Genomic DNA, 23,851 nt, shown 5'->3' on the forward strand with positions numbered 1-23,851 from the left:
CGTTCACAATGGGGGTCAAATCGATCATTTTTGTTTGCTCCTTTCGGATTTTGAAATATAAAAAGCAACCTCTAAGAATAACTTAGCGGTTGCCTTTTTACGGATTGTCTTTTTCGTGAGGTCACGAAAATGGTCAGAACTTGCGGCAAACTTGCAGCAAACTTACACCAAACTTGCGGCAAACTTGCAGCTTACTGAAAATGGGCATGAAAAAAGCACCATGCGAATTGCACAGTGCTTTTTACATATCAAGCTCTAATTTCTTGGTAAGAATAATCCTGCACCCACACGGGCAGGCAAAGTAGTTTGTCTCTTTCGGGTTCCCCACAGCAGAAACATACCCTTCCTTGCATCTAGGGCATTTTATTTTCCCGCCGCTTCGCATATATTCGATTCTTTGGGAGAAAGTCATAACGTCAGCCCCTTTCCAAATCTGGGTAGTTCTCCTCTACGAATTTGATTATAGCTTCTATTTCTTCGCTTGTCAATGGCCCCTTTTCGTGCAAAAGTTCAGCCTTGAAGCATTCCACTTCCTCGTTGAAAGCTGATATTCCACTACCACGCAATTTTCTGTGTGTTGCCTCATGAATTACCGTCTTACTGGTTTCTTTAATTGTTTTGGTGTTGTCACAAAAAACGGAAATTGTGTCATCGAATGGGTCATAGCAACCAAGTATATCATTTTCGTTGTCAACACCATACAATAGCCTTACTGGAACATTTTCGGCATTTATGTAATCAAGCATTGCTCGGCCATAATCAGATTTCTTCATGTCTTTCATGATGGAATATGGCCTGATTGTATCTGCGTTTGAATTGTTAAACGTTTCGAAAACGCCCTCAGAAGTCTTTCTCTTTTCTTTGATTACTTTGAAATCGGGGGCTTCTTCGGCTGCCTCCAGATACTTCGCCTTAAACTCCTCAAAATTCTCCGTCTTATCCAGCCCGAAGAATTCCGCCCGCTGCTTCAGCTCTTCCAGTTCCTCTTCATCCAGCGCCCAGCGGGCACGGGTCAGGCAGGCGCAGCGGCAGTTGATGACCTCGGCGGCAGCACCGTTGGGATCGCCGGGGTACATCAGGCCATTGGAGAACGTTTCATCCAGCTCCCGGATCTCTCCGTCAACCCGCCTGTGGGATTCCCTGGTCTTGCCGTCAAGGGTAGAATCCCACTGCTTGACCACATCGGCCCCCTTGTCCTTCGCCGCCCGCTGGGCGTCGGCGGTGGAGGTCTGCTGGATTCTGTGGCCCTCCGTCCGGGCTATGGTCTTTGTTCTGGAAAATGGGGCGCTGGTAGCGTTGGCAATGTTCCGGGCGATATCGCCGTACCCCAGCCCTGTGGCAATGCCCCGGCTGATCTCCTGCGTAACGGCCTTCTTCAGCGCGGAAACCTCAATTCCCAATCGCTTGTAAAGTCCGCCGCTGACCTTGCTGTCCACCAGAATGGCCCGGACTGCCGCCGCCTGATTCATGGGCGTTATGATTGGGATTCCCTGCTTCGCTATGTCGTACATGGTGCCCACATAGCCCGTTTCGTAGGAATCCTTCAGATAGCTTTCAATGGTGCTGTAGTTGTCGCCCCGCATCTTGTCCAGAATGCCGCTGACCTGACTTTTCAGCGCCTCCTGATACTGCTTCTGATAAATTTTAGACCGGCGCTGGGATTGGAGCAGCGCCCTTGCGGCATCGTCCAGACCCTCCTGATTCATGGCGGCGTCCAGCAGGTCAATTTCCGCCTGAAAGTCCCTGACCTTCCGGTTGATATCGGTCAGCGCCCGCTTATACTGGCTTTCCAGCGCCTTGACGGCCTCCGCCTCGCTTTTCAGCAGGGACTTCTGCACTTCGATTTGCCACTTGTTCAAACCGCATCACCGCCGAACTTGTCAAGAGCCGCCAGCGCCGCCGCTGTGGGGTCTTCCTCGGCCTTGGGCAGCTTATCCTTCAGATCGTCATAGTCCAGATCCAAAGCCTCGCAAACCAGCTGCGCCGTCAGCTCCTGCCCCAGAAGGGAAGCAGTATTCAGCAGCGTGGTGATCTTCGTCTGCTGCTCCTGGGCCTTGGTGAGGTCAATCTGGGCATTCTCCTGAGCATTGGTGATAATCTCCCGGGAGAAGTCAAAGTAAACGTCCTTCTGCTCATAGTCCGTACCCATGGCGTCGTTGATCTCCTTCAGCACCAGCTTCAGCAGCTTGCGCATGAATTGCAGCAGGAACGGCAGCAGGCCGTCACACTTCAGGTCCAGATTGGCGTAAGCGGACTTGATGGCAATGGAGACCGTGGCGCTGGTGTCCTTCAGGGCCTCCGTGTTCACGCCCTGCCCGAAACGGAAAATGTTCTTTTCGTCCACTTCCATTTTGGTCTTCCGGGCCTCCACGGGGATATCCACGGTCTTGATATCAATACCGCCGTCTTCATCCACGCCGATATGCTTCTTTGTCTTGACGTTCAGCATTAATTCGTCCAGATTGTCCCCCTGAAAGCCCTTGACCACATACAAAGCCTCGTTGGTGTCCTGAATGTTGTTGGACAGGCCCGCGTTCATCAGGTCGTAGTCATCGATCAGCGCCTTGATGGGCTTCAATCCGCTGAACCGCTTCCGCCCGTTGTCCAGCCGGAAGAAGGGAATCATGCCGTAATCGTCATAGTAGGTGCCTTCGTCCCCGTCCTTCCGGTAGAGAATATGGGGCCGGGGATTGGGGGAAAGGGAATCATCCGGGACGATAGCCCCCTCCCCTTCCTGGCAGTAAAACCAGGTCTGTTCCCTGTCCCATACCTGAATCCGTTTGATTGCCTTGTTGTCCTTATCGAACCGGTCAATGAACCAGCGGATCACATAGGCACAGCCGTCATCGGTTTCCTTCTCCCGGACTTCCACAACGCCGATGCTGTCCGCCACCTGAAACGCCGTCCGGTCGTTTTCGTCCTTGTAGGCGTACATATACTCCCAGCCCTTGGCGACTGTGCCGGAAATCAGGCCGTTCAGCTCCGCCCGGAAGCTCTCGTTGTCGTTGAAGTAGGCGTCAAGCTCCGTTTGCAGCTCCGGAATATCGGACTTCACAAAGCCGCCGTGACCGGAAAGCATATACTGGGTCTGCTGGTCAACCAGCAGCCGGAAGAACGGGTGGGAAATCTTGATATTGCTTTTCGTCCTGTCCTCCTGGAGCTTTCCCTCCCCGTTGATGAAGAAAATCCGGTAGCCCCTGATATCGTGGTCTCCCTCGAAGTACCGCAGTCCGGTTCGCGCGAACCGCTTCCGGTCACTCTGGGCATCCGCTTCAATGAACTTCCTGATTTCGTTTATGGACAGCATCTAACCACCACCGTTTCACGCTAAAAAATCGTGCTTTTTCAACCGTTCGTTGTATGTATCTTTGATTTGCGCAATGGCCGCAACCGCGATCTGATTTTCAAATTCCGGGTGCGCGTCACAGTATTTTTCGTAATGGGTGATATCCCCCAGAATCTGCTTGAAATGCTCATGGCTGTGGGGCTGGCTCAGGTAGATTTCATCGGCGAACCGAAGGATTCTGACCCGGCAGTCCTTGGCGTGTATCTCCCGGTTCTCGTCCCGGATGGTGTCAACCTCCGCCTTTACGCCCTTCATGTCCGCCTCGAAGGCTTCCATTTTGGCAAGCAGGGCCTTGTTCGTCTGGTTTCCCAGCCATTCCAGAATAGCAGACCAGGGATTTACCTTGATGGGGGCAATCTGGATCAGGGTCAGCAGCCCCACCAGTCCACCACCGAGCAGGGGCAGAATTTCTTTCAATGTCATTTGCGGCACGCTTCTTTCGTTGTGAATTTATATCAGCCATTTGCTGCCCGTAATATACTTCTCCAGGGCGTAGCGCATGGCGTCCATCAGGTGGTTGAAATCATCGATCGGCACATTCAGCTTGTTCCCGAATTTGTCCGTGTCCCAGGTGTAGTTGCTGATTTCCGTCATGAAGTTCACACACCGCGGATGAATGATGATTTCCAAATCCTGAATCCACTGAATGCCGTTTGTAATGCTGTCCTTTCCTTTCGCGGCGCCCTTGACCCGCAGGCCCAGACTCTTCAGCTCGTCAATGGACTTCGGCTCGGCGGAATCGGCTGTGATTCTTTCCTTGCCGTAGCCCATGCCCTGAATCGTCTCGGCAATGCGCTTGTTGGAAAGCCCCTTTTCGTACATTTCGTCAAACACGAACAAACGCTTTTCCTTCTGGTCCAGCAGACCGCAGAAAAGCGTTGAAGGGTCGTTTGTGTAACCGAAGTCCAGACCAAAGGCGGACACAATGCCGCCTTTCCGCCGCGTCTGGTCGATGTCGAAGGCTTCTTCCCGCCAGTTCTCATAGACCAGACCGTCCACGATCCCCCAGCCACCCAGACCCGCCACGGCGTAGCGCCGGGGATTCCGCTTCTTCATATCCTCGAAGACCTTGATATCCCCGGCGTCCAGCCACTCGTTGCACATATAGTTCGTGGTGATTGCCAGCACGTCAGGATCCGGCGGCGCGTCAAAAAACCGCTTTTTCAGCCAGTGATGCTCATTCCACGGATTGAAGGTAATTGTCCACTGCTTGAACAGCCCTTCCGGGCATTCACCACGGATGGATTCATCCAGAACGTTGAAGTCATCTTCCTTCATGACTTCGTAGGCTTCTTCCAGCCACGCCCAGCAGAGCACGCCCACGTCCACCGTAATGGACGTGACCTTTAAGGGGTCATCCAGCCCGCGGAAATAGATTTTCTGCCCTGTGGGCAGATAGGTGGCCTCCAGAGGGCTTTCCCGGAACTCCCACCAGGCGTCCACCTTCAGCCGGTGCACCGCCCATTTCAGCTCCGTGAAGCAGCTGTCCTTCAGCGTGCGGAAGGTCTTTCGGACCACCAGTGTGTTGGCCTCGGGGTATTTCATCATGTTCACGATATACCAAAGGGCCGTCGTTTTGGACTTCTTGGAGGCCCGGCTTCCCTTGACCACCCTGTAGCGGCCGCGGAACCGCCAGAAGGTGCCGTAGCCCCTGCCCACAGTCTCCGGCAGGGAGATATTCACAGTCTCAGTCTTCAAGATCATCCGCCCCCGAAATCACCACCGGCAGATTCACATCCACCTTCACCTTTTCGCTGAACAGGTTGTGCCGCCTGCCCAGCAGCTCCGCGGCCTTCAGCCGCTCCTTTTCGTCCGGTCCCTTCTCCATCTCCCGGGCCTCGCTCATATAGTCCCCCACGTTCTCCACAACCACCACAGAGGACCGGGACCGGCCCCGCATGACAGAGGTCAGATACCGGAGCACCTCGTCCTGATCGGCGATCAGCTCCGCTTCCTTCTCCGCCATGCGCCGGGCAATGTAGTTTTTGATATCAGGTTTTATAAGGTTTTCGGCGCCGATGGAGGCTGCCGTCCGCTTCGAGTAACCAGCTCTGATTGCGGCGGCCGTGGCGTTGGCGTCCACCAGATACTCGTCACAAAAGCGCCTCTGCTTGTCCGTCAGCTTCGCCACGGCTGTCACCTTGCTTTCTGCGTAAAATAGAACCGCCCAGAGCAGGAGGTAAACCCGGGGCGGTTCAGGAAGGAATCCTGTTTATTCACTTCGGCAGTTTAATCCTATCACAGGAAGATACTAAACTTCCAGCAACTTTTCAAGAAATGCCGGGAAAATTTTTTCTGCTTCCTGCAAGGCTCTTCCATGGAGCTTCAGCACACCCTGGCAGGTCATCCCCATTTCATCGGCAATGGTCTCCCAGGTCTTGCCCAGCAGGTAACGGCTCTCCAGCACACGGCGGTACTTCTCATTTTCAATCCGGCCAATGATGCCGTTCGCCGCACGCTTCAGATCTACATACCGGTCAATGTCGGCGTTCAGCTCCTCCTGGAGCGCAATGATCTTGTCTATGGTGTTCTCCATTCCCCGGGACGGGCCGGAGGTCCTTGCGCCGGCCTCGGACATCGCCGCGGTGACTTTGGTGGCCAAAGCCTTCATCCGATCCAGCTGCTCCATCTTCCCGTTGATCTGGCTGTCGATATGCCGGATCTGCTGAAAGAATTCTTTGACGTCCAACGACTTCACCCGCCCCTCTTGAATTCCAAATTTGCCTTGATTTCCTGCATATCAAACAGGTCCAGTCTTTTCAGCTGGCACGTCCAGCATCCAGGCTCCCGCAGGTGGAAGATGCACTCTCGGCAAATGCGCTGGCGCCGGCAGAACTCCCGCAGTCTCTTCATGCACTCCAACGCTTCCCGGTCATCCATCACCGCAGGCCCCCTTCTCCGGAAGCTTCCGCTTCACGTTGTAGATGGCCTCCAGAAGGGCGTCCGCGGTCTCCACGCCGGGAGCCTTCCGGTAGGCTGTGGAGGCCAGTTCAATGCGCTGCCACATGGCACTTGTGCTCTCGTTCAGTTCCTCCAGGAACTTGTTCATGCGGTAGCCGTCCAGGATGCGCTGCTTCTCCTGCTTCCCCTGCTCCTGGCTGAGGCCGTACTGCCGGGCGTACCAGTAGAGATTCCGGAAGGACTCATAGAGCAAAATCTTCGCCTGGCTCTTCATCTCCGGGATAGGCTCCTGCCGGATGGCCATATCCTCCAGCACATCCAGAGTGTAGTCCGTCATGGCAGCGTCTCCACACGGATGAAGATCCCCGGCACCTCAGCCCAGAACTTCTCCACCAGCTCAAAGGCCACACGGGCGTCGTCTTCCCAGAAGCCCAGGCCCGTCATTACGTCCTTGAGGAGCTTCTGCAAATTGTCCGTGTCCGGCTTCGTGATCCGGTAGCTGCCGTCCGGGTGGCGGCCTCTGGGGAAGCACCACTTCACATACAGCCCCACGCCGCCCTTCATTGGCTCCCCCGGGCGGAAAGGCGCCAGTGCGTCCCGCAGCTTGACCCGGGCAGCCTTCAGCTCTGCCGGCTCATAGAATCTGGGCTTGCCGCTTACCACGGCCACCTGCTTTTCCTGATGCGTCACCGTAGGCGGCACCATGGGAAGAAAGAATTGAATCATCATTTTTTCAACACCTCCGATTTTCCAACTTTTTTCACATCGGGATTTTCGCGGATCGTCCCGTACCGTGCGGGTATGGTGGGATGGGCTGAGTCTGAAGCCCATCCCACTCCATCCCGTGCGGGACGGTACACGTACACTCCCCCCGTAGGGGGGACCTATTCCGTCCCGCCGGGATTGAACAGGATTTTTCCTATTCCGTCCCGCCTGATTTGCCACGGGATGCAATAGAAATTTTCCTGTTCCGTCCTGCTGAATCCGCACACGGGACGCATCAGGAATTCTCTGTTCCGTCCTGCGAAATCGGCTCAATGACCTTCACCCAGCGTTTTTCCGAATTCAGGGAAAAACCCAACTTATTGAGGTCTTTTCTCACGGTGTCCGGCTTGACCTCCCGGCCTGTTCCGGCGAAGTATTGGATGATATCCGCCGTTGTGGGGGCCTCTCCGGCGCAGGCGTTGGCCACGGCATCGGCATATTTCCGGGTCTTCTCCTGCCGCTGGTCAGCGGCATTTTTCTTCCGGGAATGGTTGGCCTTCTTCCAGTTTGGCTGGCCGCCGTCCGCGTCCAGATCCCCCAGAATGCCGCTCTCATCCAGCTGGTGCACAGGGTAGCGGAACCACAGATCCACGGGCTTGAACTTGGGAAACTCCCGCAGCGTGCCCTCCACCCGCCAGCCGGTATAGGCCCCCGCCGCCTCCCGGACCTTACGGACGTGATCCATGGCCCCCTCGCACATCCAGAGGGGCAGGCTGTTCCGCACGATCCGTTCCAGAGCCGCAGGGCTGCATTCATCGTCCTGAGAGACCTTGTTCATCAGCGTAGGCTCCCGCAGACGGATCCACTCCAGCCATGCTTTCGCTGCCGCGGCGTTCTGCTGCTGCTCGATGATCTCCGGGGTCAGCTCCAGCTCCACCAGATCCAGCATGGCGTCCGGGTCCCGGGCGAACACGCCGGAACCGGACGCCCGGTCCATGGACTTCTTGCTGCCCTGAGCGCCCTTGGAGTGGTGGTGGCAGTAGATCACCGCGCAGCCCAGCTCCGTGCAGACCTTGTCGAACTGGTTGCAGAAAGCGGCCATCTGGTCGGCGCTGTTCTCGTCTCCGGTGATGATCTTGTAAATGGGGTCGATGACCACGGCGATATAGTTCTGCTTCATGGCCCGCCGGATCAGTTTGGGGGCCAGCTTGTCCATGGGCAAGCTCTTTCCCCGAAGATTCCAGATATCGATATTTCCAATGGAGGTAATGGGCCACTGCATGGCCTCATACACATCCTTGAACCGGTGCAGGCAGCTGGCCCGGTCCAGCTCCAGATTCACATACAGCACCCGGCCCTTGGCGCACCGCCACTGGAGCCACTTCCGGCCCTCGGCAATGGCAATGCACAGCTCGATCAGGGCGAAGGACTTGCCCGCCTTGGAGGGGCCGGCGATCAGCATCTTGTGGCCCTGCCGCAGGACCCCATCGATTAGGCAGGGGGCCAGCTCCGGCAGATCGTTCCAGCAGTCGCTCAGGCTCTCAAACTCCGGGAGATTGTCATTGACGCTCTCGATCCATTCCTTCCACTCGTTCCAGCTCTTCCTGCCGATGTTGGTATCTACAATGAACTGCTTCCTGCCGTTGCGGATAACGCCAGGCATCCGGGACAGTCTGGAGGGGTTTTTGTTCTGGGTGTCCACCACCATGCCGTTCTTCTGCAATACATTATATAAGTAGTCCACCCGGCTGCGGTATTCCGTCTTGTCCGCCGCGTCAATGCGGACAATGGCGTGGAGACTCTTGCCGCCGCTGTAGACCAGACAGGCAATGGGCAGCTCCAGCTCCCGGATCATGGCGTTCTGCTGCTCGATGGGCATATTGTCGCTTTCCACCAGCGCGTAGCGGAATTCCGTCACGTTCTCATCCTTGGCGCCCTTGCCGTCCAGAGGATTGAAGCGGATCCAAGCCCCCGCCTCCGGCTTGTAGTCCCCCAGCACGGAGCCGATATCGTCCCCGCACCGGCTCAGAGCCTCAATGAGCTGCCCGGCGGTCCGGTCAAAGCTGCCCTTGGTGGGCAGGTAACGGAGACCGTCCTTGTCCTCCTTCTCCCAGCTCTCCGTGACATAGCCCACGTTCTCCCCTGCCTCGAACAGCGTTTCCAGGTATGTAATGAGCTGCCGGGCGGGGTGCCACTGGGCAGGCTCCCGGACCTCCCGGCTTTCCAGCCAGGACTTGTCCACGACCACCAGATCATCCCGAATCTCATCGTTCCAGCCCAGCTCATGGCCGGAAGAGCCGCCGCCCCAGCCCTGCTCCCTGGCCAGCTGGACGATGGTTCCGCCGGTGACGGGGGCAGCGCTGCCGTTGAAGCCCCGCCACTTCCGCGCGCATTCTCCCGCATGGTACCGGCTGTCCCTCTGGGACCAGCTGTCCCAGACCTCGCAGGGGTAGCCTTCCTGCTTCAGAGCCATGCCTACGTTGACCCAATCCTGATAGTTCAGTGCCGCCGGGTCAATGCTTTGCAGCACCTCAGCCAGATTCAGCTGTTCCATTTGTCCTCCAATCGTATGTCTTCGGGTCTACCCCTCTGGGTGCGCCCCGCCACCCGGCTGCGGCGACCCGGTCGATCATCTTCTTTGCGGCCTCGAAAGTCCACTGGCCTACATGCTGGAAGCCGTACCGCTCCAGGCAGCGGATCTGTTTTGGCGTGGTCAGGCCCTCGCTGCGGCGCTTTTCCAGCTTATCCAGCAGCAGAGCCGCCTTGCCGGCACACTGAATTTCATCCGGGTTGATCCCCAGTTTCTCCAGAGTCTGCACCTGCTTGTCCGAGGGCGGTCCGATTTCCCAGCCGAAGGAAGGCACATAGCCCGAAAGGTCCTCGGCCTGAATGGACATCTCATATTGCAGGGGATCCACCAGACGGTGCTTCTTCCGCCGCTGCTCCTCCAGCTTCTTGGCCAGCGTCTCTTCCCGCTGGGCGACAACGTCCTCCCTTGCGGTCTGCTCCGCCTCGATGAGGTCCACGGGCCCGCCGGTCTCGGCAATGTCCTCGGTCATCTTCCGGGCCACCTCTTCATTCTCGCAGATCAGGGAAGCCGGGTGGCACAGCTCATGGCGCTCCGTGTGCCAGAGGAAGTCCAGCAAAAGCAGTTGGGTCTTGCCTGTGGCGGGAGACAGCCGGGTTCCCCGGCCCACCATCTGGCAGTAGAGAGACCGGACCTTGGTGGGCCGCAGCACAACCACGCAGTCAACGGTTGGGTCGTCCCAGCCTTCCGTCAGCAGCATGGAGTTGCAGAGCACATTGTATTTTCCCTCGGCGAAGTCCTGAAGCACCCGGGCCCGGTCCTGGCTCTCGCCGTTGACCTCCGCCGCCCGGAAGCCTGCCCCGCAAAGGATATCCCGGAACTTCTGGCTGGTCTTCACAAGAGGCAGGAAGACTACGGTCTTCCGCTCCCGGCATCTGGCGTCCATCTCCCGGGCGATCTGCTCCAGATAGGGGTCCAGGGCCGTGTCCAGATCGCTGGCCCGGAAGTCCCCGGACTGGACGGCAACGCCGGAGAGGTCCAGCTTCAGAGGGATGGTCTCTGCCTTGATGGGGCACAGATACCCTTCCCGGATGGCCCGGACCATGGTGTACTCATAGGCGAGGCTGTCGAAAAACTGGCCCAGATTGCGCATATCTCCCCGGTCCGGGGTGGCGGTGACGCCCAGCACGTTGGCATCCGGAAAGTGCTCCATAACCCGCTGATAACCGTCGGAGAGTACATGGTGGGCCTCATCCACAATGATGGTATCGAAGTAGTCCTCCGGGAACTTCTCCAGTCGGCTGGGCCGCTGCAAGCTCTGGACGGAACCGACCACCACCCGATACCAGCTGCCAAGGCAGCTTTCCTCCGCCTTTTCCGTGGCGCTTCGTAGGCCTGTGGATCTGTAGAGCTTGTCCGCCGCCTGCTCCAGCAGTTCCCCCCGGTGGGCCATGATAAGCACCCGGGCGCCGGTTCGGACCTGCCCCTCGGTCAGCTTGCAGAACACAATGGTCTTGCCCGCCCCGGTGGGTAGGACCAGCAGCGTGCGCCGGTTTCCCTCCCGCCACTGATCCTGTACCGCCTGAACAGCCTCGATCTGATAGGGCCGCAGCTCCATCAGAATTTACCCTGCCAGGCAGCGCCGCCGCTCTGAGGCTGGGCGCAGGTCTGCTGCGGCGCGGCGGGGGCCGTCTCCGCGTCGTAGAAGCTGGCCACATCGTTGGCCGTGCGCTCCTCCCCGTCCCGGGTGCTGTACTTCCGGGGCTTGAAGTGGGCCCGGCCTTTGGAACCAACCACCTGGTTCCATTTGGGCACAAAGGCCTCGCCGCTCTTCTTCTGGCCAATAGCCCGGAAGAACGCGGAGATCTTCCACTCCAGACTGGACCAGAGGATCAGGTCATATTTCACATTGGCCGTACCCTCCGGGGCATACACCGTCAGGGTCAGCACTGCCTTATTACAGGCGGGGATCTTCGCCGAACCGGGGAACCTCCCACGTTCAAAACCGGTCACCGTAAAGTCATAATCTCCCTCTTCCAGAACCACATACTGCTCACCGTCAACGCTGATCTGGTCGTCCCAGCCGATCTCATGGGCCGCGTTCTGATATTCACTCATTTCCATATCCTCCTTCAATTACTGAAATCTCGATAAATCTTCACCACTGCGCATAGCACTGGCCATTTCCAGAATCGTAGGCCAGAACGGCAGGATCCATCCGTCAACAAAGCCTATATCCTCCATAACGCTCCACGGGGTATCCGTGGTGAAGTACCCCTTCCAGGCAATCACGTCCCGCAGCTCCTGCTCCGTAATGCCGCCGGAATCCATCAGCACCTGAACCCTTGGCGGTACTCCCGCAGGGGCAGGCTCCGCAGGCGGGGCCGGAGGCGCCTCAGGCGCGGGCCCGGAGGGCGATGCTTGCCGGGGCTGCTTTTCTTCCCGATTTTCCTCTTGCCGCGGCGTTGGCCGGGGCGGCTCCCGCGGGGGCGCCGGAACTTCCACAGGGGCGGGGACGGCTGCCGGGGCGGGAATATCTGCCGGGGCGGGTGAACCGTCTCCGGGGATGCACTGGGCTATGGCGGCATAGTCCAGCGGCAGCTCCTCCGGCAGGTCGTGGCGGTTCTTGGCGTCCCAGCAGGGGTGGTGTGCAGTGTACATCACCCGTTTGCCTCCCTGGGCCTTGTGCTTCTTGCCTTTGTCGTCCGCCGCCACCACATAGGTCTTGTAGTTGGCGAAAAGCACCATGTCCGCCCACTCCTTCACCATGGGGGCCACCTGCTTGCTCAACTTCATCTCCCAGCGGTCATAGGCGCCCATCTCATCGGGCTGCTCGAACTTCCGCATTTTGGCGTGGGCCGTCAGCACCACGTTCATACCGGCGTTGATGACCTCCGTCAGGGTGTTCAGGAGCTTGCCGAATTCCTCCTGCAAATAGGTATAGCCCTTGCCGTAGCCGAAGTCCTCAATGCTCTTCTTCTGGTACTTGCTGACCACAGAGGCGGCGCAGATCATCTCTGCCCAGTCCGCCGTGTCCAGCACCAGAGTCTTGCAGACGCCGGGGCTTCCGGCGATCTGCCGCACCTGATCCATAAGCTCCTGCCAGGACTGGGGCTTGCTGGTGCGCTTCACGTCCATGTGGTATGTACTGCCCTCGGTGTCAATGAACACCGGATCCGGGAACCGGGCGGCAAAGGTGGTCTTACCGATGCCCTCCGGCCCGTAGATGACCACCTTCTGAGGCTTCCGGATTCTCCCGCTGGAAATATTCAACATTAAAATACACCTTCCTTCCATTTCTCAAGCGGCATACGCGGCAGGTCCGGCAGAGGCTCCGCCTCTACGCTTCCGTCCTCAATGATGACGCTGCACTCCCCGCCGGTAGAGACGCGGGTCGCAATTGCTTGCAGATTCTGGCTTTCCAGCCAAATACCAAAGTCCCGCAGGGTGGAGATATCCATCTGCTCCAGCTTGTCCAGCAGCACAAAGCCGCACTTGGGGTTCAGCTCCCGGACAATGGCGGTGGAGACCCGCAGCTGTTCGCTGGCGCTCATGCCGTCCCAGCGCTTGCCCTTATAGGTCAGCTCCCCCTCTTCTACGGAGAGTTCCGGCAGGGGCATCCGGGCGCCCCGCAGCAGGTCCATGCGGTCCTGCCGGGTCCTTTCAATGTCTCCGGTGAGCTTGTCGTACTGCTCCTGGTAGCCTTGGGCTTCCTCCTCTGCCTTGTCCCTGTCCAGATTGGCCCGGATCTTGATATTGATGGTCTCGATGTTCCGCAGATCCTCCTCCAGCTGGGCGGTGGATTCATCCTGAAGGTCCCGTGCGGATTTCCGGGCGTCCTCCAGGTCCTCTTTCAGCCGATCCAGATTGTATTGCAGCTGGGTCTTCTTCTCCAGAAGGGCCTTAATCTGCCCCTCCAGCTGGGCCATTTCCTGAATGCCCAGCGCCAGATCCCCGGCAATCTGCTGCACCCTGTCCCGTTTCCGCTGGTTGTCGGCATTACGCAGAAGAATCTCCTGCTGCCGCTGAATCAGCTCCAGAGCCGAAACCGGCGCTTCCGGAAGACCCTCATAGAAGGGCAGCTCCCGGGCGAACTTTCCCTTCTGGTCGGCAATCCGGCCGATGGCAAGGCGCTGGTTGTACAGCTGCTTTTCCTCCCGGTCCAGAGTATACAGCCGGTCCCCCACGCCGATGATCTTCAGCAGGGTGTCGGCTTTTTCCCTCCCGGATGCCTCCATGAACTTGGGCAGATTCAGAGCCAGCTCCTCCACGAAGCTGTTCAGCAGCTGCTGGCCGCCCCGCTGACCTGCGGGGTCCGTGACCTTCAGGGCGGAGTTCTTCCCGGCCCGCTCCACCACCAGACCGTTTGACAGCTCAATCCGGATCCGGGGCGGCACCACGCTACCCTCCCGGTTCGGTGTACTGGGCCGGTACCGGTCCCCGCCCAGAGCCCAGGCAATGGCATCCAGCACAGAGGTCTTCCCCTGTCCATTGTTCCCGCCGATTACCGTCAGCCCCTTCTCCGTGGGCACCAGACGGACAGCCTTGATCCGCTTTACGTTTTCCAGCTCCAGGCTGGAAATTTTGACAGATTCCATATTGCTCCTCCTGTTGTTATTTTCGCCCGTTCACGTTCCTGCGTCTCCCGCGGAACGGTTCCGTCTGTTTGATCTCTGCCTGCTCCGCCGCCTTAAACGCCTTTGCGATCTGGTAATCCGCACAGCGGTCAGAGCAGGCACCTTTCCGGCTTGGACAGTTCAGGCAGCAGCGGTAATACCGCATGCCCTGATAGGCTGCCGGCGTCGCCATCAGGCACCAGCCCTCCCCTCCAAGCTCTCCAGGAGCTTTTGGACAGCCCCACGGAGCTTTTCCGCCAACGCCGGATCCTGTACCTTCCCCAACGCCGAAAACATCTGATTGAAGTCCTCCTGAACCTGGCCGAAGAGAACCTTGAACACCGCCGCCTGGGGATCCTGAAAGGCGCTTTGCCTCCGGGCCTCTTCCAGAGCCGCCTCCGCGGCAGCGGCCTTCTTCTCCGCCATGGCACGGGCATCCTCCAGCTTCCGGAGCTTGTCCGCCGCCTCCTTTGCGGACGCTTCCGCGGCTGTCTTTTCCGCGTCCTGCCGGATTCTGGCCATCAGGTCATCTGGAACCGTGGGGGCTGTCTTCTGCCGTTCCAGCGCCTCACGGGCCTTCCGGGCATCCTTCTGGGCATCCAACAGCTTTTTATCCAGTGCCGCGGCCCTCTGTTTCGCTTCCGCGGCATCCGTCTCCGCCTTTTGCAGAGCGTCCGAAGAAGCCTTGGCGGCTTCCTCGGCGTTTTTCTGTGCCTCTCGGGCCTCGTTCCGCTCCCGGATAGCCTTCTCCAGCTCCCGGGTGGTCATCTCAGAAACGTCGTTCTCCTCCACAAAGGCCTCCCGTTCATCGGCAGGCAGGGACAGCAGCCGGATGGCACTGGTGACAGACAGATTCTCAATGGCCTGAAGGCCGCCGCCGAAGAGGCTTTCCTGCTTGTCGCCGTACTCGTTGTACAGCCGCATAAAGTTCCCGGCCTGGCTGGCGGAGAAGGCCACCTGCTCCTCCAGATACTTCCCCCATTCGCCGCGGGGAACCAGCTCCTTGGCCTCCACCAGTCGGCGCCCCAGCTCCAAAGCTCCCGAGAGGACCTCTCTGCGGACATGGGCGGTGATGGTAATGATTTCCGCGGTGACTGTTTCCAGGCTCCGGGTTTTCGTGATTGCATTCATGCGCTTTTCTCCTTTTTCTGGTGTATAAACCATGGGACAAGAATTTCACGTTCCCACCGGTCCACAAAGGCGCGGACTCTGGCGGGGATCTTGTGGCTGTGCTGCTTGTTCTTCCCGTGACGTTCATTTCCGTAGCCGTGAAGCTGAATTTCCCGGGGCTGGTCATCGGCAAAAGAGATATTTAACGTATAGTAGCTGCGCTCCGGCCGCCGGTGGCGCCGGACAAAGAGGATGATCTTCTCCCCCTTGGCGTGTTCGTTTCCATAGCCGCCTACGCAGTGCCGCAGGACCTGCCCCTCCCGGACAAGCTCCAGATTGCTTTTCGGCAACAGGATCTCCAGATCTCCGTCTGTCCATTGAAGACCGCCGTAGGTCTGAAGCACCGCATCGAAGCCCGCTTGCAGCTTCTGAGACTTGCCCGCATCCAGCCGGAGAAGCCGGGCCTCACTGAGCCGGTCATGGGTCTGCTGCAAACGCTGGGGCCACAGTTCCTCCTCCGTCAGCTTCTGCCGGGGATGGGCCTCCTGGGCGAATTTCCTGGCATCCGCCAGCAGGCCGATGCTTCGAATATCCAGTCCCTGCTTTTCAAAGTACCTGTCGTAGCGGTCCAGACTGCCGCCGTAACGCTCGATCTGGTCAAGCAGCGCCTCCCCGGCTCCTCCCCGGACTCTGGCCCATAGCTTTCCGGCATCCGATCCCGGCTCCAAGGTCCGGAATCTCTGGAACAGCCGCAGCTCCCCGGGTCTGACGCTGTGGTCAACGGATCTGTAATCCTCTTTGGACAGCCGCATCAGCTCGTGAGGCTTTCGTCTGGTCAGGTCCAGCGTCTTGCCTGCCTCCGTGGCTAGATCATAGCCATAGTTGAAGGCGGTTGCGATTATGCTTTCCAACAGTTTGTGGAATCCGGCGTATACCAGATTTTCCACCGCCGGACACTTCTGCCAGAGCTTCAGGTATTGCAGGGGCAGCTCCCCGTTGACTGCTGCCCAGTACCCCGCCAGGCCGGTCTTCTCGCCGGTGGTCCCGGCCATGTCCTCCGGCACCCTGGGCCAGCCTACAGAGCCCCCTTTCCGGCCATTGATGCTCTGCCAGTCGTAGTAGAGGGCATTCCACTTGTCTGCGAATTTTTTCACAGGCCGCCACTTCAGGCTGGGGGCGTCCATGGCATAGCCGCCGGATTGCCGGTGAGAGAAAGCCCTGATCTTCCCCTTTTCGTCCAGCGCGTAGGCGTACCGGGGCGCCAGCTCCAGCCACGCGCCGTACTGGGTGATGTGGTTCTCCGCCAGCCAGTAGAGAATGGTCGTGCAGCCATCGATGTTGGTCAGCTCCGCAATCTGCAAGCGCTTGGTTTTTCCGTTTCCGATGGTCTTTGCCCGCATGACGATGGTCTCTTCTCCACAGATGGGGCAGCACAGGCCGTCACCCTCCGTGACCTCCATGTCCATGTAGGCGTAGGCGTCCTCCTGGGTCATTTCCGGATCCGCCGTGTAGATGCCCCCGTCCTCCCCTTCCATAACGAAGAAGGAATCCGCCGTAGCCCCCTTCCGGGTAAGCCATACTTCCCCGCATTCCGTACAGGTGCAGGCCGTGGCCCAGATGTTCCTGCCGCGGATCCGATTCTCAAAGAGGTCTTCCATGGACGCCTCTCCGGCAGCCCGTTCGCAGCGGTACACCGTGTAGGCGCTGCCGCCGAGTTCTCCGCTTTGGGTTTCCCGGACCCAGGAAATCAGGTTGTAGGGGGCTTCTTCCGGCAGCAGCTCCGCAAAGGCTTCCCGATCCATCACAGAAAGTCCTCCAGATCCAGAAAGCCGCTCTTGGGCGCCGGCTGCGGCGCCGCCTCCTGCCCCCTGCCCGGCAGGCCGTAGAACTCCCGGATGATCCCCTCCGCCACATCCGGCGGGACGCAAACGCAGCTGCTCCCCTTCACCCGGTGCTTATCGGCATAGGCTTTGATTTTGGCGGCGCAGTCCGGGAGGCTCATGCCCTTCACGTCCAGATCCCTGGCCACCAGCTCCGCGCAGGCGGCGTCCCGGCAGATTTCCTTCAGCTGCTCCCCGGCCATGAAGGCGTCGGTCCCCTCCAGGCCCTTCTGGGCAGCGGTGATTTTTTCCAAACAAGTCATTTGACTTTTCCTTTCTTATGGCCTATACTAGACCTGTAATCCTTTTTCCCTTGCCGTATCCGGAGCGCCAACTCCAGATGCGGCTTTTTCATGCCCGTGTCAGGGCGGCCAGCAGCAGAAGCGCCATATTGCCGATGCCGATCAGCACCGTCAGCGCACCGCTGACCGCCCGGTACTTTTCTTCTTCGTCCCAGTCACTCAAAGTGATATACCTCCACCTTTGTGCAGCGCTTCTGAGACTGGCTGTAATTCTGGTGGACGATGGCGAAAAAGCCCTCGTTTTCCAGATCAAAGAGCCGGGCCGCCTCGCTCTGCTCCTTCCGCAGGGCCTCGCATTCCTTTTTCAGGGCCGCGTTTTCCTTCTGAAGCTGCTCCACCGCCCGCCTGGCCCGCCGCAGCTGCTCCGCCATGACCCTGTATTGAGCCATGGCCTTTGCCATTTCCTCGGGGTTCATGCTTCCTTCGCCTCCTTCTTTTCCTTCGGCGTAGCCGTAAAGGTAATCTGAACGCCGTACTTGTCCGAAAAGATCTCAGACAACACCTGCATCAGCTTTTCAATATTGAACATTATGTACCTCCTTGTTGATTTCCGGTTTTTTGACCATCATGCGACAGATTCTTTCACTGGTCACAGATTTCTCAAATCCCTGTCCCCGGCGATCATGGCGCGCTCGATGCATTCCGATGTGAAGTTCAGCACCCGGAAGCTCTCCGTATAGGTGCATTTCGCTTCGGTCAGGATCTTCACGATCTCTTTGCCCAGCTCCCGGTCTTTTTCCGTCACGGGCTGCCTGAGCTGGGTCAGGAAATCGCAGCAGCTCATTGGTTGATAGGCCATTGTGTTTACCTCCTGTTGTTGATTTTCCGGATTTTTCACCTTATAATTCATTCAGACGCCGCCGTACCCGGATGAATGAAGGGAACGTGGCTGCACAGATTCTGGGGATTCCTTGCGGGTGTGGCAACAACCATTCTTGGGGGCTCATCGTGCAATTAGCAACCGGAATGCTACGATTATGAGCACTGATACGAAAACCCCGAGAAAATAGAATTGCCAGAAATCTTTGTCCATGGCATTTGCTCCTTTCGTATCACATGATGATGTTCTGTTTCATCAGAAGGTCAAGCGGCACAAGATTCCCAAAATATGCTTTGCTGCGTCGAGGAGTTCAACCGAACGCCTGAAGGAAGGTTCATCTTCCGCAATTACGCGGATGATGCCGGAGATCAAGCGTTCATCGCCTTTCTTGAGACATTCGCTATCGTAGTCATACAGAAGGTAGTAAACCAATTCTTCATCAGTCAGTCGTTCCCTGGCTTCCGCAAGGGTTTTCACTCCTTTGAGCTTTTCATCAATTTCTTCGTACTTACTTTTTTCCATGTGTTCACCTCCGAAATTCTTGATTTTCACCTGATTCAATTTCGCGCATTTCACGTTCTCGAATATATGTTCATAGAATGTTTACACTATATGTAGTGGTCAAGACTTGCTAATGACACAATATGTAGTATAATAGAAGCATCCCGAACGAAAGGAGGACATGCGATGGCGAAACAGAACATGAAGCAGACCAGCCACACTGTTGCATCGAAAGCGTCTAAAATTCTGAACGATGGCCGCTATAGTGCAACATCCAAGAGCGTCGCTGGCAGCGCTCTGGCCCAGACAAAGCCCAGCAAAAAGAAATAAGCTCTCCCAGCTGAGCAGGATGCACCACCATCCTGCTCTATTCTTTTTTGATAATCTCGGTCGATATGCCGTAAAGCCGGCACAGATCGCAGAGGGTCTTGTACTTCGGGGAACTCTTCCCGGTCTCGATCCTGTGGAGCGTGCTTCTGGAAATGCCCAGCCGCTCCTGCACCTGCTCTTGCGTCAGTCCGGCATTTACTCGAGCCGCCCGCAGTGTGATTTCCAATGAATGTTTCACCTCCCGGCTTCAGTATATTCGTCCTATTTTTGGGACGATTGGTCTAAAAAAATAGATGCCTTCTCCTGAAGATCGTGAATCCCCAGTCTCGCGCAAATCTGCTGAATCTCCACAGTATTAAACGGGATTTTCCCATTTACCTTAGAGTTTAGCGTATTTTTTGACATACCAAGTGCTTCAGCTAATGACCTCTGCGAATACCCCGCTTCAGCAATCTTCCCTTTCAACTTATTACCTGTCACCGTACTCACCTCCGTTCGTCTCAATTTCGGGACGCCTTTATACTAGCACATGCTCATTTATATGTCAACTCTTTTTTGGGACGATTTGAAAATTTTTTTGGAAACTGTATTGCATTTTTGGGACGCATGTTGTATTATACCTGTGGAAAGGTGTGATATCATGAATGAGACATCCATGCGTATTCTCAATCTTCTAAAAGAGAAAAATATATCATATGGGGAATTATCTCAGAAAACCGGCATACCAAAATCAGCATTGCAACGATATGCAACGGGGCAAACTGAAAAAATACCAACCGACCGATTGATAAAGATTTCACTCGCACTTGGTGTTTCTCCGCTATCCATCGCAGATTTCGACACTGCCTCTGATATAATATTTCAGGACATTGCAAGAAGAGAGATTGAGGCTATCCCCACTTCCACAAACATTCATCCCCTCCCCGCCATGAAGCGCTGGCAGGTTCTGGGCGGCACAGCCTGCGGCCAGCCTCTTTTCAAGCCCCTGGAGGATGCCTCCGTCCTGGCACCGGCGGATATTGACGCCGACTTTGTCTTCCAGTGCGTTGGTGACAGTATGATCAATGCCCGGATCTTCGACGGTGATACCGTCTTTGTCAAAGAAGGCGAAGTACCAGACGGTCAGATTGGCGTGGTCCGTGTCGGAGAGGAATACACCCTCAAACGCATTTACCACGGCTCCGACTATCTGGAGCTGCGCTCCGAGAATCCAATGTACCCACCTATCATTATCCGCGGTGAACAGGAAAACGCTGAGATCGTCGGCCGGGCCGTGCAATTTTTGAGTCGAGTAATTTAAGGAGGCAGAACATGGAAGTACACCCTGAAGCCACGCCGGCAATCTACGCCGTCTGGAAGCGGGAACTCATCCGCGCAGGTAAGACGCCCCAGTCTCTTGAAGCTGAACTCCGTGGGGCCGGCGAAATTGCCCGTGCCGATGCCCTGAAGGCCACCATCGATTATTTCGAAAACCAGGGCAGACCGCAGGTACAGCTCTGAAGCATCAAACAAGTATGTTTCCGCATGAAATGGCTGACAACATAAAAAGCCCCGGCGCAATGGGCGCCAGGGCAGTAACAGAAAGGAGTAAATATGGAAAACGAGCCTTTAGCTCAGCGGCTTTTAAGCAAATCGCAGGAAGCTTTCTTGATGGCAATTGAGGTCTATAACAAACCCTCCATCCGCTATCGCGTCGAAGGATTTAGCTTTTTTATCTGCAACGCATGGGAGTTGATGTTAAAAGCACGAATCATTAACACGCAGGGAATCGACGCAATTTATTACAAGGATAACCCGTCTAGAACTAAAACCCTTGAAAACTGCATAAAGATGGTTTTCACAAATGAGCATTCACCCATTTACAAAAACCTTATGCGTATTATTGAACTCAGAAACACAAGTACACATTTCATTGTTGAAGAGTATGAGATGCTCTACGTTCCCCTGTTCCAAGCATGCGTTCTAAATTATACAGAGAAAATGCAGGAGTTTCATAATATTGACATTACCAAGCTTGTCCCCCAGAATTTCCTGACATTATCCGTCAGCATGAAAGCTCTCAATGAGACCGAACTTCGTGCAAAATACCCAGGACAAATTTCTGAGCGGCTTATCGCTTCCAATGAAACCCTCTCCGAGGAGATTGCTGAAAACAATAACACATACGCAATCCGGATTGAACATCTCCATTATCTCACGAAAGACAAGTCAAAAGCAACGGATATCCTCCATATTGAAAAGGATGCAACGGCCGGTGTTCAAATCATCAAAGAACTGAAAGACCCCAGTGAGACGCACAAATACAATACAAAGAAATGCATCCAAGAAATTAAGAATCGTCTCAAACGCAAAGGACTCACTCTTCTGCAAAAGGGAGTTCCAATCGAGTTCAACACATATCACTTCTCACTGTTTTGTAAGTATTATCATATCAAAGATGACAAAAAGTTGTGCTATACTTATACAGTCAACAAATCTCCAACCTACGGCTATTCTATGCTGGCCATTGACTTCATTGTAGCCGAAATTGAGAAAGATCCCGCCAATATCATTGATAATCTGAAAATAAAGGTAAAAAAATAAAGCTAACCCCAGGAGCTTGGGAATTCTAAGCAAAACGCCTACTCCCATTCGGGAACCCAGCTTTCATCCTTCACAAGTTAGCTTACACACAGTATATGCTAGAACTATCAAATTGTCAATTGTCAGTTTTTACAAATTGTCCTTGCTCCCTGTATCACCGGCTCCTGGTTTGGAGAGCTGAAGGACACAGCCTATTTCTGCTCCGTATCCCTGCTCCCCGGAGGAGTCGGCATTGAATGGCTCCACGGCCAGGGCATTGCTCCTCATAAGCTGTATGAGCTGAGCGTACCCGCATAAACAAAAACCGCCCCGGTGCCTGCAAGCACCGAAGCGGCCATTCCCCCAAGCGTCTGCAAACGCTTGGAGATCGTTACAGACGCACGAATATCGTCGCACATAGGGGCAGTCTGCCTTTTTATATTACCAGATTTGCCCCGGAAAGGCAAGGAAAAAATGAAGCAATCGAACGCAGAAGTCATCCGGGTGGGCATCTATCCCAGAGTCTCCACTGAAGAGCAATTCCTGAAAGGCTACAGCCTGCAAACCCAGGAGGAAGTTCTCACCCAGTATGCCCAGGAGCACGGCTATAAGATTGTGGGCATCTACCGGGACGAAGGGCACAGCGCACGAAAGCCGGCAATGAAGCGGCCTGTCATGCAACAGCTCCTTGCAGACGTAGAGGCCGGAAAGCTGGACCGGATCCTCTTCATCAAACTGGACCGCTGGTTCCGCAACGTCCGGGAATACCACAAAATTCAGGAGATTCTGGAAGCAAACCACGTTACCTGGCAGGCCACCATGGAGGATTACAACACCGCCACCGCTGACGGCCGCCTGAAGGTCAACATCATGCTCAGCGTAGCCGAGAATGAATCAGATCGCACCAGCGAACGTATCAAATTCGTCTTTGACGGCAAGCGTCGGCGCAAGGAATGGTGCTTCACCGGCGGCCTGGACAAATGGCCGTATGGCTACAGACCCGAAGTGATCGACGGTGTCAAGCGCTGCGTCAAGGACCCCGAGACGGCTCCTATTCTTCAGGACTTCTGGGACTATGTCCTGAATTACAATTCCGTCCGCAAGGCCGGAATATACTGCGACGAAAAATACGGCATCACACGCCACTACCGTTCCTGGGCCTGTACCGCCCGAAACGAGATCTACACCGGCAATTTCAAAGGCGTCGAAGACTACTGTCCGGCCTACATCAGTCGGCAGGACTGGGAACGAATCATCCTGGGCCACCAGACTATCAAGAAAACGCAACGCCCCGAACGGATCTACCTTTTTACCGGCCTGCTTCGCTGCCCGGACTGCGGCAACACTTTGAAGGCCACCTTCAAGTCTGATCCCAGAGACCGGACCAAGGAGTACCTGAGCTACCGCTGCGGCCGCGCCAACATTAATCTATGCGCATTCCACCATACCCTATCGGAACGCAAAATTGAAAAGTACCTTCTGAAGAATATCCGCATTCAACTGGAGGATTATGTTCTCACCGTAGAAGCCCAGCAGAAACAGAAAAAGCCGCAGCCGCACCTTCAGGATCTTGTCACTCTGAATGAGCAGCTGCGCCGCTTGAATGTCATCTTCATGGCAGGAAATCTCACTGATGAAGAATATGCCAGCGAAACCAAACGCTTGAAGCAATCCATTGAAGCCGCTAAGCGCGCCTCCCAACAAACCACACTTCCAAATTTACAAGCGATTCGGAATTTCCTGTCCGATAATGTCCTTGACCTTTACGGCACCCTCTCCAAAGAAGATAAACGCCGCCTTTGGCGCTCCCTCATCTCCGAAATTCAGGTTCAGGGAACCACCCCCGTCAAGATCATTCCCCGTCCATAATTCTGTCCAAAATGGAGGACTAACGTCAGATCTCTGTGCTTACGCCAGCACCGGTGAAGGCTACAATATTGTGGCTTTCGTTCACCCATTTTCGTAGAATCTCAATCTTGTCCATAGGAACACCTCCCTATGGAAATAGTAGCGCCGGTTTGCGGCTGTGTCAACAGTTTCTTCACTCCGTTCCCAGAGCGCCCCTTCGGCGGAATCATATTACGTTTCGGCTTCGGTGTCTTCCTCTGCCGCTTCGGGCAGCTCGGGCACGGCCACGATCTCAAAGGCTTCCTGCTGCATCTCCCGTACAGTGGCTTCAATCAATGCGTCCACGGTGTCAATGTCCAGTTTGTAGCCCTTGGATTCCAGGAACTTGCGCACATACTTTTTC

The 23,851-nt window shown here is 56.1% G+C and carries 27 protein-coding genes; 5 read left to right on the forward strand and 22 right to left on the reverse strand.

The window, feature by feature from the left end; all coding sequences use genetic code 11:
• Positions 1–416: 416 nt before the first annotated feature.
• From KQI10_RS09010 to KQI10_RS09105, 20 genes are all read right to left on the reverse strand, one after another.
• Positions 417–1,859, reverse strand: coding sequence for a phage minor head protein (locus KQI10_RS09010; RefSeq protein ID WP_216567093.1), 1,443 nt, complete (start codon positions 1,857–1,859; stop codon positions 417–419).
• The gene (locus KQI10_RS09015) at positions 1,856–3,307 is read right to left on the reverse strand and encodes a phage portal protein (protein WP_216567094.1); all 1,452 of its coding nucleotides are present in this window, start codon (positions 3,305–3,307) and stop codon (positions 1,856–1,858) included. Before KQI10_RS09015 ends, KQI10_RS09010 begins: the two co-directional genes overlap by 4 nt.
• Before the next feature lie 15 nt (positions 3,308–3,322).
• Positions 3,323–3,769 carry a hypothetical protein gene (locus KQI10_RS09020; RefSeq protein WP_216567095.1) on the reverse strand — a complete coding sequence of 149 codons (447 nt, stop codon included), beginning with the start codon at positions 3,767–3,769 and terminating at the stop codon, positions 3,323–3,325.
• Between the two features lie 27 nt (positions 3,770–3,796).
• Positions 3,797–5,050 carry a PBSX family phage terminase large subunit gene (locus KQI10_RS09025; RefSeq protein WP_216567096.1) on the reverse strand — a complete coding sequence of 418 codons (1,254 nt, stop codon included), beginning with the start codon at positions 5,048–5,050 and terminating at the stop codon, positions 3,797–3,799.
• Entirely contained in the window at positions 5,034–5,468 is a 435-nt protein-coding gene (locus tag KQI10_RS09030) for a terminase small subunit (protein ID WP_216567118.1), read from the reverse strand. Before KQI10_RS09030 ends, KQI10_RS09025 begins: the two co-directional genes overlap by 17 nt.
• 129 nt (positions 5,469–5,597) lie before the next feature.
• Positions 5,598–6,044, reverse strand: a complete 447-nt coding sequence (locus KQI10_RS09035) for a hypothetical protein (protein WP_216567097.1) — start codon at positions 6,042–6,044, stop codon at positions 5,598–5,600.
• Positions 6,045–6,218: 174 nt separating this feature from the next.
• The gene (locus KQI10_RS09040; RefSeq protein ID WP_216567098.1) at positions 6,219–6,584 is read right to left on the reverse strand and encodes a hypothetical protein; all 366 of its coding nucleotides are present in this window, start codon (positions 6,582–6,584) and stop codon (positions 6,219–6,221) included.
• Positions 6,581–6,976: a RusA family crossover junction endodeoxyribonuclease gene (locus KQI10_RS09045; protein WP_216567099.1), complete on the reverse strand. Its 396-nt coding sequence runs from the start codon at positions 6,974–6,976 to the stop codon at positions 6,581–6,583. Before KQI10_RS09045 ends, KQI10_RS09040 begins: the two co-directional genes overlap by 4 nt.
• Before the next feature lie 271 nt (positions 6,977–7,247).
• Positions 7,248–9,506, reverse strand: a complete 2,259-nt coding sequence (locus tag KQI10_RS09050) for an AAA family ATPase (protein WP_216567100.1) — start codon at positions 9,504–9,506, stop codon at positions 7,248–7,250.
• Positions 9,484–11,097, reverse strand: coding sequence for a DEAD/DEAH box helicase (locus tag KQI10_RS09055; RefSeq protein WP_216567101.1), 1,614 nt, complete (start codon positions 11,095–11,097; stop codon positions 9,484–9,486). Before KQI10_RS09055 ends, KQI10_RS09050 begins: the two co-directional genes overlap by 23 nt.
• Positions 11,097–11,597, reverse strand: coding sequence for a hypothetical protein (locus tag KQI10_RS09060; protein WP_216567102.1), 501 nt, complete (start codon positions 11,595–11,597; stop codon positions 11,097–11,099). The genes KQI10_RS09055 and KQI10_RS09060 overlap by 1 nt, the downstream gene beginning before the upstream one ends.
• 18 nt (positions 11,598–11,615) lie before the next feature.
• Positions 11,616–12,755, reverse strand: a complete 1,140-nt coding sequence (locus KQI10_RS09065; protein WP_253285229.1) for an ATP-binding protein — start codon at positions 12,753–12,755, stop codon at positions 11,616–11,618.
• The gene (locus tag KQI10_RS09070) at positions 12,755–14,077 is read right to left on the reverse strand and encodes an AAA family ATPase (protein ID WP_216567103.1); all 1,323 of its coding nucleotides are present in this window, start codon (positions 14,075–14,077) and stop codon (positions 12,755–12,757) included. The genes KQI10_RS09065 and KQI10_RS09070 overlap by 1 nt, the downstream gene beginning before the upstream one ends.
• Before the next feature lie 16 nt (positions 14,078–14,093).
• Positions 14,094–14,288, reverse strand: a complete 195-nt coding sequence (locus KQI10_RS09075; RefSeq protein ID WP_216567104.1) for a hypothetical protein — start codon at positions 14,286–14,288, stop codon at positions 14,094–14,096.
• On the reverse strand, positions 14,288–15,226 hold the full coding sequence (locus tag KQI10_RS09080; protein ID WP_216567105.1) for a DUF3102 domain-containing protein: 939 nt from the start codon (positions 15,224–15,226) through the stop codon (positions 14,288–14,290). Before KQI10_RS09080 ends, KQI10_RS09075 begins: the two co-directional genes overlap by 1 nt.
• Complete coding sequence (locus KQI10_RS09085; protein ID WP_253285230.1) at positions 15,223–17,007, reverse strand: PcfJ domain-containing protein; 1,785 nt, start codon at positions 17,005–17,007, stop codon at positions 15,223–15,225. The genes KQI10_RS09080 and KQI10_RS09085 overlap by 4 nt, the downstream gene beginning before the upstream one ends.
• On the reverse strand, positions 17,007–17,348 hold the full coding sequence (locus KQI10_RS09090) for a hypothetical protein (protein ID WP_216567107.1): 342 nt from the start codon (positions 17,346–17,348) through the stop codon (positions 17,007–17,009). Before KQI10_RS09090 ends, KQI10_RS09085 begins: the two co-directional genes overlap by 1 nt.
• Positions 17,349–17,542: 194 nt before the next feature.
• On the reverse strand, positions 17,543–17,803 hold the full coding sequence (locus KQI10_RS09095) for a hypothetical protein (RefSeq protein WP_216567108.1): 261 nt from the start codon (positions 17,801–17,803) through the stop codon (positions 17,543–17,545).
• A gap of 173 nt (positions 17,804–17,976) precedes the next feature.
• Complete coding sequence (locus tag KQI10_RS09100) at positions 17,977–18,186, reverse strand: hypothetical protein (RefSeq protein WP_216567109.1); 210 nt, start codon at positions 18,184–18,186, stop codon at positions 17,977–17,979.
• A 276-nt stretch (positions 18,187–18,462) separates the two neighbouring features.
• The gene (locus KQI10_RS09105) at positions 18,463–18,729 is read right to left on the reverse strand and encodes a hypothetical protein (protein WP_216567110.1); all 267 of its coding nucleotides are present in this window, start codon (positions 18,727–18,729) and stop codon (positions 18,463–18,465) included.
• Between the two features lie 165 nt (positions 18,730–18,894).
• On the opposite strand from KQI10_RS09105, the gene KQI10_RS09110 reads away from it, so the two are divergent.
• On the forward strand, positions 18,895–19,038 hold the full coding sequence (locus KQI10_RS09110; protein ID WP_216567111.1) for a hypothetical protein: 144 nt from the start codon (positions 18,895–18,897) through the stop codon (positions 19,036–19,038).
• A gap of 37 nt (positions 19,039–19,075) precedes the next feature.
• On the opposite strand, the gene KQI10_RS09115 is transcribed toward KQI10_RS09110, so the two are convergent.
• A complete protein-coding gene (locus tag KQI10_RS09115) occupies positions 19,076–19,264 on the reverse strand; it encodes a helix-turn-helix domain-containing protein (protein ID WP_216567112.1) in 189 nt (62 codons plus the stop codon).
• Positions 19,265–19,299: 35 nt separating this feature from the next.
• A complete protein-coding gene (locus tag KQI10_RS11970) occupies positions 19,300–19,527 on the reverse strand; it encodes a helix-turn-helix transcriptional regulator (RefSeq protein WP_371818397.1) in 228 nt (75 codons plus the stop codon).
• Positions 19,528–19,678: 151 nt separating this feature from the next.
• Here KQI10_RS11970 and KQI10_RS09125 point away from each other — a divergent pair, with 151 nt between their 5' ends.
• The 4 genes from KQI10_RS09125 to KQI10_RS09145 all read left to right on the forward strand — a co-directional run bounded on the left by KQI10_RS09125 (position 19,679) and on the right by KQI10_RS09145 (position 23,469).
• Entirely contained in the window at positions 19,679–20,338 is a 660-nt protein-coding gene (locus tag KQI10_RS09125) for a S24 family peptidase (RefSeq protein WP_216567114.1), read from the forward strand.
• A gap of 11 nt (positions 20,339–20,349) precedes the next feature.
• Positions 20,350–20,538, forward strand: a complete 189-nt coding sequence (locus KQI10_RS09130) for a hypothetical protein (RefSeq protein ID WP_216567115.1) — start codon at positions 20,350–20,352, stop codon at positions 20,536–20,538.
• A gap of 93 nt (positions 20,539–20,631) precedes the next feature.
• The gene (locus tag KQI10_RS09135) at positions 20,632–21,621 is read left to right on the forward strand and encodes a DUF3644 domain-containing protein (RefSeq protein WP_216567116.1); all 990 of its coding nucleotides are present in this window, start codon (positions 20,632–20,634) and stop codon (positions 21,619–21,621) included.
• A gap of 453 nt (positions 21,622–22,074) precedes the next feature.
• Positions 22,075–23,469, forward strand: coding sequence for a recombinase family protein (locus KQI10_RS09145; RefSeq protein WP_216567117.1), 1,395 nt, complete (start codon positions 22,075–22,077; stop codon positions 23,467–23,469).
• Positions 23,470–23,851: the final 382 nt, after the last annotated feature.

It is taken from the genome of Pseudoflavonifractor sp. MSJ-30 (assembly GCF_018918045.1).
Taxonomy (GTDB): domain Bacteria; phylum Bacillota; class Clostridia; order Oscillospirales; family Oscillospiraceae; genus Faecousia.